This is a genomic window from Microbacterium azadirachtae (genome assembly GCF_025583665.1).
GTDB lineage: Bacteria > Actinomycetota > Actinomycetes > Actinomycetales > Microbacteriaceae > Microbacterium > Microbacterium azadirachtae.
The window spans coordinates 2,464,588-2,480,119 of record NZ_CP099706.1 but is presented as its reverse complement, the minus strand read 5'-3'; the positions used below and the strand labels follow the sequence as shown (position 1 = coordinate 2,480,119).

12 protein-coding genes are annotated in these 15,532 nt (G+C 71.9%); 8 read left to right on the top strand and 4 right to left on the bottom strand.

Going from position 1 to position 15,532, the window contains the following annotated elements; translation table 11 throughout:
- Nucleotides 1–19 precede the first annotated feature (19 nt).
- Entirely contained in the window at nucleotides 20–598 is a 579-nt protein-coding gene (locus tag NFX31_RS11765; RefSeq protein ID WP_045251202.1) for a LemA family protein, read from the top strand.
- Between the two features lie 13 nt (nucleotides 599–611).
- On the opposite strand, the gene NFX31_RS11760 is transcribed toward NFX31_RS11765, so the two are convergent.
- Nucleotides 612–1,928, bottom strand: a complete 1,317-nt coding sequence (locus NFX31_RS11760) for a winged helix-turn-helix domain-containing protein (RefSeq protein WP_262955810.1) — start codon at nucleotides 1,926–1,928, stop codon at nucleotides 612–614.
- 70 nt (nucleotides 1,929–1,998) lie between these two features.
- On the opposite strand from NFX31_RS11760, the gene NFX31_RS11755 reads away from it, so the two are divergent.
- The 4 genes from NFX31_RS11755 to NFX31_RS11740 all read left to right on the top strand — a co-directional run bounded on the left by NFX31_RS11755 (nucleotide 1,999) and on the right by NFX31_RS11740 (nucleotide 8,842).
- Nucleotides 1,999–3,195: an AI-2E family transporter gene (locus tag NFX31_RS11755; protein ID WP_045251201.1), complete on the top strand. Its 1,197-nt coding sequence runs from the start codon at nucleotides 1,999–2,001 to the stop codon at nucleotides 3,193–3,195.
- Nucleotides 3,192–4,445: a threonine ammonia-lyase gene (gene ilvA, locus NFX31_RS11750; protein WP_045251200.1), complete on the top strand. Its 1,254-nt coding sequence runs from the start codon at nucleotides 3,192–3,194 to the stop codon at nucleotides 4,443–4,445. Before NFX31_RS11755 ends, ilvA begins: the two co-directional genes overlap by 4 nt.
- 96 nt (nucleotides 4,446–4,541) lie before the next feature.
- A complete protein-coding gene (gene mfd, locus NFX31_RS11745) occupies nucleotides 4,542–8,120 on the top strand; it encodes a transcription-repair coupling factor (RefSeq protein ID WP_262955809.1) in 3,579 nt (1,192 codons plus the stop codon).
- Nucleotides 8,117–8,842: an NUDIX hydrolase gene (locus tag NFX31_RS11740; RefSeq protein WP_248700467.1), complete on the top strand. Its 726-nt coding sequence runs from the start codon at nucleotides 8,117–8,119 to the stop codon at nucleotides 8,840–8,842. Before mfd ends, NFX31_RS11740 begins: the two co-directional genes overlap by 4 nt.
- Before the next feature lie 9 nt (nucleotides 8,843–8,851).
- Here the strand turns inward: NFX31_RS11740 and NFX31_RS11735 are convergent, their stop codons facing one another.
- Nucleotides 8,852–9,730: an alpha/beta hydrolase gene (locus NFX31_RS11735; RefSeq protein ID WP_262955808.1), complete on the bottom strand. Its 879-nt coding sequence runs from the start codon at nucleotides 9,728–9,730 to the stop codon at nucleotides 8,852–8,854.
- Nucleotides 9,727–10,638 (bottom strand): SDR family oxidoreductase, encoded by a 912-nt coding sequence (locus tag NFX31_RS11730; protein ID WP_262955807.1) that lies wholly within the window; start codon nucleotides 10,636–10,638, stop codon nucleotides 9,727–9,729. Before NFX31_RS11730 ends, NFX31_RS11735 begins: the two co-directional genes overlap by 4 nt.
- A 206-nt stretch (nucleotides 10,639–10,844) precedes the next feature.
- On the opposite strand from NFX31_RS11730, the gene NFX31_RS11725 reads away from it, so the two are divergent.
- From NFX31_RS11725 to NFX31_RS11715, 3 genes are read left to right on the top strand one after another with little or no spacing between them, the layout of a single operon-like run.
- Nucleotides 10,845–11,003, top strand: a complete 159-nt coding sequence (locus NFX31_RS11725; protein WP_045251285.1) for a hypothetical protein — start codon at nucleotides 10,845–10,847, stop codon at nucleotides 11,001–11,003.
- A 23-nt stretch (nucleotides 11,004–11,026) separates the two neighbouring features.
- Nucleotides 11,027–11,623, top strand: coding sequence for a gamma carbonic anhydrase family protein (locus NFX31_RS11720; protein ID WP_045251197.1), 597 nt, complete (start codon nucleotides 11,027–11,029; stop codon nucleotides 11,621–11,623).
- 41 nt (nucleotides 11,624–11,664) lie between these two features.
- Nucleotides 11,665–14,640 (top strand): aminotransferase, encoded by a 2,976-nt coding sequence (locus tag NFX31_RS11715; protein WP_262955806.1) that lies wholly within the window; start codon nucleotides 11,665–11,667, stop codon nucleotides 14,638–14,640.
- A gap of 44 nt (nucleotides 14,641–14,684) precedes the next feature.
- On the opposite strand, the gene NFX31_RS11710 is transcribed toward NFX31_RS11715, so the two are convergent.
- Nucleotides 14,685–15,446, bottom strand: coding sequence for an SDR family oxidoreductase (locus tag NFX31_RS11710; protein WP_045251195.1), 762 nt, complete (start codon nucleotides 15,444–15,446; stop codon nucleotides 14,685–14,687).
- Between the last annotated feature and the right edge of the window lie 86 nt (nucleotides 15,447–15,532).

The window sequence follows — 15,532 nt, the reverse complement described above, 5'->3', positions numbered from 1 at the left end:
TGCAAGGGGGTCGTCGTCCGTGGATGTTCTTGTTCCAGTGCTCGTCGTCGTCGGAGTGATCGTCGTTCTGATCGCTGCCGTCGGCATCTATCTGTGGGCCACGTACAACTCGCTCGTGCAGCTGGGGGTCCGCGTCGACGAGGCGTGGAGCGACATCACGGTCCAGCTCAAGCGACGAGCGGATCTGATCCCGAATCTCATCGACACGGTCAAGGGCTATGCGGCCCACGAGAAGGCCGTGTTCGAGAACGTCACGCGCGCCCGGGCGGAGACGCTGTCCGCCTCCACTCCGGGTGAGGCGGGCGCGGCCGAGGGACATCTGCAGCAGGCCCTGAAGAGCCTGTTCGCGGTGGCCGAGGCCTATCCGCAGCTGCAGGCGAGCCAGAACTTCCTGCAGCTGCAGTCCGCGCTCGTCGACACGGAGGACAAGATCCAGGCGTCGCGCCGGTTCTACAACGGCGGCGTGCGCGAGCTCAACACCAAGATCAAGGTGTTCCCGAACAACCTGTTCGCCCGCAACCTCGGCTTCACCGAGCGCGAGTTCTTCGAGGTCGCCGACGGCGCGGCCATCGCCGAACCTCCCCGCGTCCAGTTCTGACACGGGATCCCGCTCAGCCGCCCGTCCCCAGCGGAATCTGATCCATCCGGCCGGCGTCGTGACGCCTGGCCCGCTCGGGGTGGGCGTCGAGCGCGGCGGCGAGATCGTCGGATGCATCGCCCCATGAGGACACGGAGACGTGCTCCAGTCCTTGCCAGGCCGCGGCGGTGCGAAGCTCTGCCGCGATGCGCTCCACATCGGCGGCGGGCCTGGCCTGCGGCTCCCACCAGGCCGACTGCACGCGCAGGGTTCCCGTCGCGCGATCCGCCTTCAGGTCCACGCGCGCGGAGATGCGGTCGCCGACGAGCACCGGCAGCGAGTAGTAGCCGTATCGCCGCTTCGCAGCCGGCGTGTAGATCTCGATCCGGTAGTCCAGCGCGAACGTCCGCAGTGCGCGGTCGCGGAACCAGACCACCGGATCGAAGGGGGTGAGGATCGCGGTCGCGTCGATGCGCCGGGGCAGGACCGCCTCGGTGTGCCGCCACGCGGGCACGGGACGCCCGCCGCGCTCCCACCCGCGCACGCGCACCGGCGCCAGCTCGCCCTGGTCGACGAGATCCGCGATCGCCGACAGCACCAGCGCCCGGTCCTTGATGCGGTAGTAGTCCGCGATGTCGGCGGCCGTCGCCACGCCGTGCGCCCGGGCTGCCCGGCGCACGAGCTCGCCGATCGCGGCCGCGCGGTCCCGGTCGCGGCCGAGCAGGTCCGCGGGCACGACATCCTCGGCCAGGGCGTAGCGGCGCTCGAAGCCGTCACGTCCGGCGATCGCGACATCGCCGATCCGCCACAGGTACTCGAGGGCGTGCTTGACCTCGTCCCACTCCCACCAGCCGCCCCGGCCGCCCGGCGCGTCGCCGCGGATGTCGGCCGGGCGGGAGGGGCCGCGGTCGCGCAGCTCGGCGCGCACCCAGTCCAGCGTGCGCGCCGACGAGCTCTGCCCCCAGAACGCGCCGCGCTTGGCGCGGAAGGCCTCGCGACGGAAGCCCCACAGCGGCCAGTCCTCGACCGGCAGGAAGGTGGCCTCGTGCGCGAGGTACTCGGTGTAGCGGCCGGTGCGCGCCGCGCTGGGCCGGGACAGGAACGCGCGCTCGAGCACCGCAGGATCGTAGGCGCCCAGCCGGGAGAACAGCGGCAGGTAGTGCGAGCGCGCGAAGACGTTCACCGAGTCGATCTGCAGCACGCCCATGCGCGCCATGGCCGCGTGCAGGTGCCGCACGCCCGGCGACGCGGGACGGCGGCGGGAGAACCCCTGCGCCGCGAGCGCGACCCGCCGCGCCTCACCGGCGCTCAGCGTGTCGACGGGGGAGGGGGCGGGCGGAGATCCTGTCACGTCCGTCAGCGTAACGACCGCCGCCGACACCGGCGCCGGGGGCGCTCCGGCGCCCCCGTAGACTGGATCGATGAGCGAGGACAGCACACCCCGGCTGCGCGATCTCCTCCGGCAGCGATCCGTCACCGGCCGCGTCGACGTGCGCGACGACGTGCAGCGCGCACTGCCGTCCGGCTTGCGCATCGCCACCGCGTACTCCTGGCGGCTGCTCGTGATCGCGGCCGCCCTGGGCGTCGTGATCTGGCTGGTGATGCTGTTCAAGATCCTGGTCATCCCGCTGATGATCGCGATCCTGCTCACGGCTCTGCTCTGGCCCGCGTTCAGCGTCATGCTGCGCGCCCGCTGGCCGCGCTGGCTCGCGATCGTCGTCGCCCTCCTCGGCACCGTCGCGATCGTCGGGGGCCTGCTGTGGCTTGCGATCTGGCAGATCACCCAGCAGTGGGGCGGCGTCCAGGCGCGCACCGTGGCGGTGTGGGGGGAGCTGCAGCAGTTCCTCATCGAGGGGCCCCTGCACCTCACCCCGACGCAGATCACGGATCTGCTCGACCAGGCCGGCACCTTCCTCAGCGAGCAGGGCGAGCTGCTGAAGTCGGGCGCGATCGCCGTCGGCTCCACCTTCGGCCACGTCGCCACCGGCGCCGTGCTGACGCTCTTCATCCTGCTCTGCCTGCTCGCCGACGGCGGCGGCATCTGGGCCTGGACCCTCAAGCTCTTCCCGAAGGCCTCGCGCCCCGCGGTGGACGCCGCGGCGCAGAACGGCTGGGCGACCGTGATCAACTACGCCCGCACGCAGATGCTCGTCGCGTTCATCGACGCGCTGGGCATCGGCCTCGGCGCGTTCCTGCTGGGCGTGCCCCTGGCCGTCCCCGTCGCCGTGCTGGTGTTCCTGGGCTCGTTCATCCCGATCGTCGGGGCGGTGGTGACCGGAACCCTCGCGGTGTTCCTCGCGCTCGTGTACAACGGCCCCTGGATCGCGCTGTGGATGCTGGTCGTCGTGCTCGCCGTCCAGCAGATCGAGGGGCACATCCTGCAGCCGATCCTGATGGGGTCGGCGGTCAAGGTGCACCCGCTCGCGGTCGTCCTCGTGGTGGCCGGCGGCGCACTCATCGCGGGCATCCCCGGGGCGCTGTTCGCCGTGCCGCTCGCCGCGTTCGTGAACGTGGCGGCCGTGACCATCAACTCCGGTGCCTGGCGCACCGGCGCCGACCCCGACGGCGACTACATCTGGCGGACCGTGCCGCGGGCGCGGAGAAGGAGCAGGCGATGACGAACGAGACGACGACCACCCTCGCCGGGATCCCCACGCTGGCCGAGATCCAGCGGGTGGCGGACAGCCTGGACGGCGTCATCGTGCGCACCCCGACGCTGCCCTCGGTCGCGCTGACCAAGGTGCTGGGGTCGCCCGTGTCGCTCAAGCTGGAGAATCTGCAGCGCACCGGCTCGTTCAAGATCCGCGGCGCGGTGCACCGCCTCTCCAAGCTCACCGCCGAGGAGCGCGCGCGGGGCGTCGTGGCCGCCTCCGCCGGGAACCACGCGCAGGGCGTCGCGCTCGCGGCGCAGGCGCTGGGCATCCCCGCGACGATCTTCATGCCCATGGGCGTGCCGGTGCCGAAGCTGCTCGCCACGCGCGGGTACGGTGCCGAGGTCGTGCTCGAGGGCGAGACGGTCGCGACCTCGCTGCGTCTCGCGGCGGAGTTCGCCGAGCGCACCGGCGCGGTCTTCATCCCGCCGTTCGATCATCGCGACATCGTCACCGGTCAGGCTACGCTGGGCCTCGAGCTCATGGAGGACGTGCCCGACGTCGACACGATCCTGGTCGGCATCGGCGGCGGCGGTCTCATCGCGGGAGTCGCCGCAGCGGTGAAGGCGCGGGCCGCGGAGCAGGGGCGCACGGTGCGCGTCATCGGCGTGCAGGCGGAGAACGCGGCCGCGATGGGGCCGTCGCTCGACGCGGGGCACCCGGTCGAGATCGTCACGCAGCCGACGATCGCCGACGGCATCCTGGTGGCGCGTCCCGGCGACGTGCCGTTCGCCATGATCCAGGAGCTCGTCGACGAGGTCGTGACGGTGAGTGACGATGACATCGCACGCGCACTGCTGCTGCTGCTCGAGCAGGCCAAGGTCGTGGTGGAACCGGCCGGCGCGGTCGGCGTCGCGGCGATCCTCGCGGGGAAGGTGCACGACACGGGCAACACGCTCGCGGTGCTCTCGGGCGGCAACATCGACCCTCTGCTGCTGCAGCGCGTGGTCTCGCACGGGCTCGCGGCGTCGGGCCGCTACCTCACTCTGCGCATCCCCCTCCCGGACCGCCCCGGCCAGCTGGCCCGGGTGTCGGAGCTCATCGCGCACGCCGGTGCGAACGTCATCGAGGCGATGCACACACGGCACGGGCACGGCCTGCAGATCAACGACGTCATCCTCGAGCTCAGCGTGGAGACGCGCGGTCCGGAGCACTCGCAGCTCACACTGGACACGCTGCGCGCCGCGGGCTTCGAGCCGGTGGTCGTGCAGGACTGAGGCGCGTCCGCCGCGATCCGGACGGGACCGGGGCCGGGGAGCGCGAGGACGGAGGCCGAGCCCCGCAGTGTCCGAGACTCCACGTAGACTCTTCCGGTGACTGTGCAGGGGATCATCCGCGCTCTGGAAGAGGAGGCGTCCGGATTCCGCGACGCCCTGACCTGGGCGCAGACCGATGCCGACCTGCTCGCGAGCGCCGGCATGGACGCGCCGATGCTGGCCGGGCTCCTCGAGCGCCGTGCCGCCGCGGACCGGCCGGCCGCCCTGCTCGTGGTCGCCCCGACCGGCCGGCGGGCGGAGTCCCTGGCGGCAGCGCTGGGATCGTACCTGCCGGAGGCCGAGATCCTCTCGTTCCCAGCCTGGGAGACCCTCCCTCATGAGCGCCTGAGCCCGAGCCCCGACACGGTCGGTCGGCGCCTCGAGGTGCTGCGCCGGATGCGGATCTGGTCGGGCGAGCGTCCGCTCGTGGTCGTCGCGTCGGTGCGGGCGGCCCTGCAGCCGGTCGCCGCCGGACTGGGCGATGTGGAGCCGCTCGAGCTCGCCGTCGGCGGGCGCGGCTACGACCTCGACGGCGTGGCGGCCTCCCTGGTCGAGCGCGCGTACTCCCGGGTGGACATGGTGTCGCGGCGCGGCGAGTTCGCGGTGCGCGGCGGCATCCTCGACGTCTTCCCTCCGACCGCGGAGCACCCCTCGCGCGTCGAGTTCTTCGGCGACGAGGTCGACCAGATCCGTCTGTTCTCGGTGGCTGACCAGCGCTCCTTGCCTGCGGCACCCACCGCGGTCGCGTTGCCCGCGAGCCGCGAGCTGCTGCTGACCGCCGAGGTCCGCGAGCGCGCGGGGTCCCTCGTCGAGGCCTTCCCCGGCATCGCCGGCATGCTCCAGAAGATGGCGGAGGGCATCCCGGTCGAGGGCATGGAGTCGCTGCTGCCCGTGGTGGCCGGCCCGGTGGTGCCCCTCGTCGGCTACCTCCCGAACGGCGCAGCCGTCGCCCTCGTCGATCCCGAGCGCAGCGGAGCCCGGGCCGCGAGCCTCGGCGAGACGAACCGCGAGTTCCTCGACGCGGCCTGGAGCGCCGCGACCGCGGGCGCCTCCGCGCCGATCGACCTGCAGACCGGCGACTTCCTCTCGATCTCGGAGCTGCGCACCGCCGTGCACGATCGTGACGGCGTGTGGTGGCGGCTCAGCGCCTTCGACGCGGGCGCCGACGATGCGGCCTTCGACCACGGCGCCGACGGGGTGCGCGCCGCGCCCATCCCGTCGTTCCACGGCAACGTCGACGGCGCGATCGAGTTCACCGCGGGCCGCGTCTCGGACGGGTGGCGGGTGGTGCTGGTCTCTTCCGGGGCGGGCCTGGTCGACCGCGCCCGCGACGTGCTCGCCGATCGCGGCATCGCGGCGCGCGTGGTCGCGTCTCTGCCGGAGAGCCCGGATCCGGGGATCGCGACGCTCGTGACCGGCGCGATCGAGTCCGGCTTCCAGATCGCGGACGCGAAGATCGCGGTCATCACCGAGAACGAGTTCTACGGACGCACGATCGGCGGGGACACCCGGGTCGTGAAGAAGCTTGCGTCGCGACGGAAGAACGTCGTGGATCCGATGCAGCTCAAGGCCGGGGACTTCGTCGTGCACCAGACGCACGGCATCGCGCGCTTCGTGGAGATGACCCAGCGCGAGGTGTCCTCGGGCGGCCGCCATGCCGTCAAGACCACGCGCGACTACCTCGTGCTCGAGTACGCGCCGACCAAGCGGGGCTACCCGGGCGACAAGCTCTACGTGCCGACCGATCAGCTCGACCTGCTCTCCAAGTACGTCGGCGGCGAGGCTCCCACGCTGTCGAAGATGGGCGGCAGCGACTGGGCCGCCGCCAAGGGCAAGGCGCGCAAGGCGGTGCGCGACATCGCCGTCGAGCTCGTCAAGCTGTACTCCGCGCGCATGGCGGCGAAGGGATACGCCTTCGGCAAGGACACGCCGTGGCAGCGCGAGCTGGAGGAGGCGTTCCCGTTCGCGGAGACGCCCGATCAGCTGCAGACCATCGACGAGATCAAGTCCGACATGGAGCGGCCGATCCCGATGGACCGCCTGCTCAGCGGCGACGTCGGCTTCGGCAAGACCGAGGTCGCCGTGCGCGCCGCGTTCAAGGCCATCCAGGACGGCAAGCAGGTCGCGATGCTCGTTCCGACGACGCTGCTCGTCAAGCAGCACCTGGAGACCTTCACCGAGCGCTTCGCCGGCTTCCCGGTCAAGGTGCGGCCGCTGTCGCGGTTCCAGACCGACAAGGAGGCGCGGCTCACGCTGGACGGCCTGCTCGAAGGATCCGTCGACATGGTGATCGGCACGCACCGGATCCTCACCGACCAGGTGATGTTCAAGGACCTGGGTCTCATGATCATCGACGAGGAGCAGCGCTTCGGCGTCGAGCACAAGGACGCGCTGAAGAAGATGAAGACGAACGTCGACATCCTCGCGATGAGTGCGACGCCGATCCCGCGCACGCTGGAGATGGCGGTGACGGGCATCCGCGAGATGTCGACCCTGCAGACGCCGCCCGAGGACCGGCACCCGATCCTCTCGTTCGTGGGCCCGAAGAGCGACAAGCAGGTGGCCGCCGCGATCCGTCGGGAGATCCTCCGCGAAGGACAGGTCTTCTACGTGCACAACCGGGTGCAGTCGATCCAGCGCGTGGCCGCCGAGCTCGCGGAGCTGGTGCCCGAAGCGCGGATCGCGGTCGCGCACGGCAAGATGGGCGAGCACCAGCTGGAGCAGGTCGTCGACGACTTCTGGGAGCGCAAGTACGACGTGCTCGTCTCGACGACGATCATCGAGACCGGCCTCGACATCTCGAACGCGAACACGATCATCATCGACCGCGCCGACCGCTACGGCCTGAGTCAGCTGCATCAGCTCCGCGGACGCGTGGGCCGCGGCCGCGAGCGCGCCTACGCCTACTTCCTCTACGACGACAGCAAGCCGCTGAGCGAGACCGCCGCCGACCGGCTGCAGACCATCGCGGTGAACAACGACCTGGGATCCGGGATGCAGGTCGCGCTCAAGGATCTGGAGCTGCGCGGCGCCGGCAACCTGCTGGGCGCGGAGCAGGCCGGTCACATCGCCGGCGTGGGCTTCGACCTGTACCTGCGCATGATCGGCGAGGCCGTCGCGACGTTCCGCGGCGAGGAGACCGAGACCGGGGCGGAGCTGCGGCTCGAGCTGCCGGTCGACGCGCGGATCCCCGAGGCGTACATCGACAGCGAGCGACTGCGCCTGGAGGCGTATCAGAAGCTGTCCAGCGCGGCGACCGCGACCGCGCCCGACGAGGCCATCGACCACGTCGTCGAGGAGCTGACGGACCGCTACGGCACGCCTCCCGCCGAGGTGGAGGGACTGATCGCGATCGCGCGGCTGCGCCGTCGCGCCGCCCGGGCCGGGCTCACCGACGTCGTCGCGATGGGGTCGAACCTGCGGGTGGCGCCGGCGCGCCTGGAGGACTCGATGAAGGTGCGCCTGCAGCGGCTGTATCCGCAGGCGAAGCTCGTCGCCGGGGGAGAGGCGCTCGTCGTGCCGATGCCCGGGGCGGACAGGGCGGATCCGGTCGAGTGGACCGGCCAGCTCCTCACCGCGCTCTTCCCCGAGCCGGCGCCGGCCGAGGCGCCCGTCGCCGCGGGAGCGGCGTCGTGAGCGCCGAGCTCGCCGCGGCACGGCGGCGCGGCCGCGCGCTGTCCGCGGCCGAGGGACGCGCGTTCGTGGCGGAGCAGCTGTCGCAGAGCCGTCGCGCGGCGCTGCACCCGGAGAGTCGCTCCGCGGCGCCCGATCCGTCGCGGCGCTCGCGGGTGCGCCCGGAGCCGGCGGCGGATCCCCGGTGGCGCTGGATCTCGACCCGCGAGACGCATCGCGGGCGGGTGCGCATCGATGTGGACGAGGTGCAGCTCCCGACCGGCGAGCGCACCACGTTCGAGGTCGACCGCAGCGTGCCGTTCACGGTCGCGGTGCTGGTGCAGGACGGCGCCGATCTGCTGCTCGCCCGGCAGTACCGCTATCCGATCGATCGCTGGATCCTGGATCTTCCGGGCGGTGCCGCGGAATTCGGCGAGGTTCCGGAGCAGGCGGCGCGTCGCGAGCTCGAGGAGGAGCTCGGCCTCGTCGCGACCGAGCTCATCCCGCTGCACCGATTCTTCGCCAACCCGGGCCGCAGCGTCTGGGCCACGCACCTGTTCTTCGCGACCGGGGTGCGCCCGGGCCGCGCCCCGATCGACGATCCGAGCGAGAGGGTCGAACTGGCACGGATCCCGCGCGTCGACTTCGATCAGCTGCTCGTCGAGGGCGAGATCACGGATCCCACCCTGCTCATCGCCCGCACGATGGCGGCGGTGAAGGGGCTGCTCCCGCCCATCGGCGCCTGATCGCGGCGGTCAGCACCAGAGCCAGCTCAACGCGTCGGGCAGCAGAACGCCGCCGTGGTTGGGGCTGTGTCCACCGTCTCCCACGACGAGTCGCAGGTCGTAACCTCGGCGCACGAGTGCCGCCGCCGTCTCCAGCGATTCGGCGAACCAATTCTCTTCGGGCTCGTTCCAGTGCAGGTCCCGATGTGCGGCATGCAGGAACACCCGAAGTGGCCGACGCTCCTCGTTCGCGATGCGAGCCGGGTAGGGATTCCCGCCGGGCATCTGGGCGAAACTCGAGTTGAAAGCGATGACGCGTCTTACAAAGTCAGGGCGTCGCCATGCCGCAGTGAAAGCCGCGTTCCCGCCTGAGCTGCCTCCGCAGATCCCGATCTGCCCGGGATCGTCGGTGAGCATTCGACGGGTCGCGACCCGGGGCAGTACCTCCTGCTGCAGGAAGTCCGCATAGCGGGCATCGTCCGCGTCGTACTCCGCATTGCGGTTCTTCGAGTCGAGGCGATCGGGGAAGACTCCAGGGGCGACGAAAACGGAAACGACACGAGGCAGGCGTTCCTGCGCGATCAGGTTGTCGAGCACGATGCCGGCTCGAACCTCGCCGTTCGGATCCAGGTACCACCATCCGTCGTTGAAGATCATGACGGGTGCCGCGGTCCCGGCGTCATGATCGGCGGCGTTGTGCACCCAGATCCGGCGCGTCGTCCCCGGGTAGATGAGGCTGTCTTGGATGTCGAAGGCGAAGATCTCGCCTGCCGGCACTTCCTGATGGGGATGCGAGCCGGGGCCGTGGGCATAGCGCAGCTCGGCGTCGGGCAGAGGGAGCGGGCGGAAGGGGACGAACTCATGGGCTGGGGGATTCATCGGTCTCTTCTTCTCGTCGCGTCCCGTCATCCCAGCGAGAAGCCGCCATCGGTCGTGAGCACCTGGCCCACGACCCAGGATCCGGCATCGCTGCAGAGCCAGGCGATCAGCTGGGCGGGATCCTCGATGCGGCCCACGCGGCCGAAGGGCGTGGTCGGCACCCAGGCGAGGTGCTCCGAGAGGTCGCGATCGGTCGTCTCGGGATCGAGGTAACCGGTGTTCACCGGACCGGGATCGACCGTGTTCAGGACGAGGCCCACCTCGAGCAGCTCGGCGGCGACCGTGCGGGTGATGCCCGCGAGCGCGGCCTTGCTCGTCGCGTAGGCGACCTCGCCGCGCATCGCACCGTGCGCCTGACCCGAGGTCATCCAGATCACGTGACCGGTCGGCGCCGAGAAGGGTCCGAGGCTTCCGCCGCGGTCCCCGGGCCGGGCTGCGACGGCACCGTCGCCTCCGAGCTCCCGTCTGCGGCGCCGCGCGAATCCCGCGGTGAGCAGCAGGGAAGCGCGCGCGTTGGCCTGCCAGTGCGCGTCCAGCCGGTGCGGTGTCATGTCGTAGATGCTCCCGTCCGTGCCGCTCATCGCCTGGTTGCATACGAGGATGTCCAGGTGTCCGGTGAGGGCGGTGGCCGCGTCGAGCAGGGGTTCGATCGTGTCGGGGTCGCGAAGATCCGCCGACCGGTCTCCGAGCCGGGCGCCCGGCACCTGCACGGCGCGGACGCCCGCGCGCACCGCATCCAGATCATCGGCCCCGGTCGGCTGGGCGAGGTCGTGCGGACGGTAGTGGTGAAGGAACACGTCGGCGCCGAGCGCCGCGAGAGCGGTCGCGACGCCGTAGCCGATTCCGCGCCTTCGGGAGACGCCCGTGATCAACGCGGTCCGGCCGGTGAGCGGGCGCGTCTCCGCGGCGGACGAGGGGGCAGAGGCAGAAGAGGGCATGGCGATGACTTTCCGATCGGAGGGAGGCCGCGTCACGGTCGCGCATGTCAGCGGCGGCGGCGGGGAGAGGATCCGGGTCATCGGCATTGCATGCGGCCCACCCTGCCAGAGCGGATCGGGAACGGCAAGCGCCGGGCGCCGTACCGCACCCGATGCCGTGCGTCAATGGGGTGGCCGCCCTGCGCCGCGCGCGCGAGGCTGATCGCATGTGGACACTGCTGATCATCCTGCTCATCGTCTGGCTCGGGCTCTCGATCCTCGGCTTCGTCGTCAAGGGCCTGGTCTGGCTCGCCGTGCTCGGGATCGTGCTCTTCCTCGCGACCCTCGTGATCGGGCTGATCCGCGGCGCCCGCAACCGCACCTGAGCAAGCGCCGCTAGTCTGGCGGCATGATCTACGAGCACCTCGGGGCTCGGCCCCGCATCCACGACACGGCCGTCGTGGCACCGTCCGCCGTGATCTCGGGCGACGTCACGGTCGGACCGAACTGCCAGGTGCTGCACGGTGCGGTGATCACTGCCGAGGGCGGTCCGATCACCCTCGGGGAGCACGTGATCGTCATGGAGAACGCGCTCATCCGCGCCACCGCCGCGAACCCCGTGCACATCTCCGACCACGTGCTGGTCGGACCCATGGCGAGCATCTCCGGAGCGACGATCGCCGAGGAGGTCTTCCTCGCTACCGGCACCAGGATCTTCAACGGCGCCGTGATCGGCGAGCGCAGCGAGGTGCGGATCAACGCGGTCGTGCATCTGCGCACCACGCTCCCTCCGGAGTCCGTCGTGCCGATCGGCTGGGTGGCGGTCGGCGATCCGGTGCGGATCCTCTCGCCCGAGAGGCACGAGGAGATCTGGGAGGCCCAGCACGAGCTCGATTTCCCCGGCTACGTGTTCGGCGTGGACCGCTCGACGCCCGACCTCATGGTGCAGCTGACCGAGCGCTACGCGCGCTCGCTCGCCCGCCACAGCGACGACCGCGCGCTCTGAGCGCCGACGCCGCACCTTACGCTCCGAACGAAGGGATCGCTGTGCCCGAACAGCCGACCGGGGGTCTCGTGCGCCCCGACGTCTCCGTGTCCGACGCCGTCGCCATCGCCCGCGAGCACTGGGGCATCACGGCCACCGCGTCCGAGCTGGGCAGCAACCAGGACCGCAACTTCCTGCTGACCGAGGCAGACGGCACCCGCAGCGTGCTCCGCGTGGACAATCCCGTCTTCCCCGACAGCGCGCGCGATGCACAGCACGCCGCGCTCGACGCCTACCGCCGCGCCGGAGTCGCGGTGCCGGCCGCCTTCCCGGGCCGGGACGGGTCCCTCACCCAGCGCTGGCGGGGGCTCTCCGTGCGGCGCAGCGCCTTCGCCGAGGGCGAGCCCATGGTCGACGCCGGCTACTTCGCGCCGGTCGTGCTGAGGGAGTTCGGGACGCTGGCCGCCGCCTCGGTGAACGCGCTGTCGGCGCTCGCGCATCCCGGACTCGACCGCGCCCACATGTGGGACATGCGGGTCGCGGCGGACGAGGCGCGCGGGCTGCTGCCGTCGATCGAGGACTCCGCGCTGCGCCGGCGGGTGGAAGGGACGATCGTGCAGGCGGAGCGGCTGCTCGCCGCCGTCGCCGCGCAGCTTCCCGTGCAGGCCGTCCACGGCGATCTCACCGACGACAACGTCATGGGCGAGCACGGCGACGACGCCCGCCTGCACCCGCGCACGGTCCTGGACCTCGGTGATCTCGCGCTCGGCTGGCGGGTGGCGGAGCTCGCGGTGTGCGCGTCGTCGATGCTCCATCACGAACCGGAGCGCCCGCTGCGGGTGCTCGAGACGATCGTCGCCTTCCACGCCGACGCACCGCTCAGCGAGTCCGAGGCGCGCGCGGTCTGGGCGCTGATCGTGCTGCGCGCGGCCCTGCTCGTGGCGAGCGGCTGGCGCCAGCTCGAGATCGACGGCGGCAACGACTACGCCCGGGAGCGGATCGCGGGCGAGCAGGCGATCTTCGACGCGGCCACGGCGGTGCCGCTCGCCGAGGCGACCGAGCTCGTCCTGGACCGGCTGGGCTTCGCGGCCGCCGCACCGCCCGCGCCGACGTCCGCAGGTGCCCCTCTGGCCGCGCTGCTTCCCGGGCTGGAGGGCGAGGTCGCGATCCTCGACCCCGGCGTGGAGTCCGAGGACCTGGCGGCGGGGGCCTGGCTCGAGCCCGATGCCGAGCGGGCGCTCGTGCGCGCGGCGTTCGCCGGGGGAGCGGCCGCCGCGGTCATGCCGTACGGCGTCTACCGGCTCACCCGCACGCGCGTGGACAGTGCGGACGCGGTGCCGACCTGGCCGCTCGCGACCGCGATCCACCTCCCCGCGGGCGGGCGCCTGCTGATCACCGCCCCGGTCGCCGGGCGGATCGAGGGATCCGGGTACGGCATGGTACGGATCTCGTTCGGCGACGGCTGGGTGTGCGAGATCCACGGCGCCGAGTCCGCCCCCGACCTCGGCACGGAGGTCGAGACGGGCGACGGCGTCAGCTGGCTCCCGGAGAGCGAGACCGAACGGACCCTCGTGGTCTCGATCCTCCGCCGCGACGCCCCGGGGAAGGTGCCGACGGTCGACGACGCGCCGCTCGTGCTGCCCGACGTCGTCCCCGCGTGGCGCCGGTTCAGTGCCGACCCGGCGCCCTGGCTCGGACTCCCGGCGCTTGCCCAGGCCGACGAGGCTCCCGCCGAGCTCGCCCGCAGAGAGCGCATCTTCGCGAGCGCGCAGGAGCGGTACTACGAGCGTCCGCCGCAGATCGAGCGCGGCTGGCGGCACCACCTCGTCGACACGACGGGGCGCGCCTACGTCGACATGGTCAACAACGTCACGGGGCTCGGGCACGGGCATCCGGGCGTCGCGGATGCGGTGAACCGGCAGATCCGGATCCTGAACACCAACTCCCGGTTCCTGTACCGCGAGCTCGCCGAGTACAGCGAGCGCCTGCTCGCTCTGCTGCCGGACGACGCCCGCGAGGGCAGCGCCGATCGCGACGCCCTGGACACGGTCCTGCTCGTGAACAGCGGATCCGAGGCCGTGGATCTGGCCCTGCGGGTGGCGCAGGCCGCCACCGGACGGCAGACCGTGGTGTCGCTGCGCGAGGCCTACCACGGCTGGACGATGGCCAGCGACGCGGTGACCACCAGCGCCTACGACAACCCCGATGCGCTCGCCACGCGCCCGGACTGGGTGCACGTCGCGGACGTGCCCAACCGGTTCCGCGGCACCTACCGCGGCGAGGGCGCCGGCGTGAGGTACGCCGCCGATCTCGGCGCGGACCTCGACCGGCTCGCCGAGGAGGGGCGGCCCATCGCGGCATTCATCTGCGAGTCGGTGCTGGGCAACGCGGGCGGCGTGCTGCTGCCCGACGGCTATCTCGCCGACGCGTACGCCCGCGTGCGCGCGGCGAGAGGCCTCTGCATCGCCGACGAGGTGCAGGTCGGGTTCGGTCGGATGGGATCCTCGTTCTGGGGCTTCGAGCAGTCCGGGGTCGTTCCCGATTTGATCACGATCGCGAAGCCGATGGGCAACGGCTTCCCGATCGGCGGCGTCATCACCTCGCAGCGGATCGCCGACGCTCTGGCCGGCCAGGGGCAGTTCTTCTCCTCGGCCGGGGGCAACCCGCTCAGCTGCCGCGTCGGCATCGCGGTGCTCGACGCGATGGCGGCCGAGGGGCTGCAGGAGAACGCTCGTGTCGTCGGCGGACGTCTGGCGGAAGGCTTCCGCGCTCTCGCCGAGCGCCATCCGCTGATCGGACCGGTGCACGGCGAGGGGCTCTACCTCGGGGTCGAGCTCGTCCGCGACCGGGAGAGCATGGAGCCGGCCGCGAGCGAGGCGGCGGCGATCTGCGAGCGGCTCCGGGAGCTGGGCGTCATCGTGCTCACCACCTCCGAGCGCTCGAACGTGCTGAAGATCAAGCCGCCGCTGTGCCTCACGGCCGCGAGCGCGGACTTCGTCGTCGCTGCCCTGGACCGGGTGCTCTCCGAGGGCTGGTGAACGCCTGTCCGGGCTCCGCAGCACGGAGCCCGGACAGGGCGGTCTCACGCCTGCTGGGTCGGCAGGATCACGACCTGTCGCAGGTTGACGTGCGCGGGGCGCGTCACGACGAAATCGACCAGGTCGGCGATGTCGTCGGCGGAGACGGCCTCGATCGCGGCGAACATCGCGGCGAGCTCGGCGGCGAGGCGCTCGTTCCCGATGTGCGTGCCCAGCTCGGTCGCGGTCAGACCCGGTTCGACGTTGGTGACGCGCACGCCGCGCCGCGCGAGCTCGGTGCGCTGCATGGCCGACAGCGCCGTGACGGCGGCCTTCGTCGCCGCGTAGACGGCGTAGTCGGGGAACACCGCGTGGGCAGCGATCGAGGAGACGTTGACGATGTCGCGGACGCCCGTGCCGTCCAGGAGATCCGGAAGCACCGCGCGGGTGACGCGGAGCAGCCCGGTGAGGTTGGTGTCGATCATGCGCTCCCATTCGTCGGCGCGGCCGTCGGCGAGAGGGTTCGGCAGCATCACGCCGGCGGCGTTGACGAGGAGGTCGACGCGGCCGAGCTCCGCGTGGACGCGGTCGAGCGCTGCGGAGACATCGGCGTCGGAGGTGACGTCGGCGGGCACGGGCAGGATCCGCCCGGCGGACGCGACAGCGGACTCGGCGACGGCCTGGAGGCGGTCCTCGCGCCGGCCGACGACGGCGACGGAGGCGCCGAGGGCCGCGAGGTGGGCGGCGATCGCCGCGCCCATGCCGCTGCCGGCACCGGTGACCAGGGCGATGCGTCCGGAGAGGGGAAGGGAGGATTCGGTGTTCATGGGGCCAGCCTCCCGGCGCCCTCGGGCTCGCGGAACGCCCCGGTGAACCTGGGTCCGGCAGGACCACCCTCGTGCGACGGTGCCCG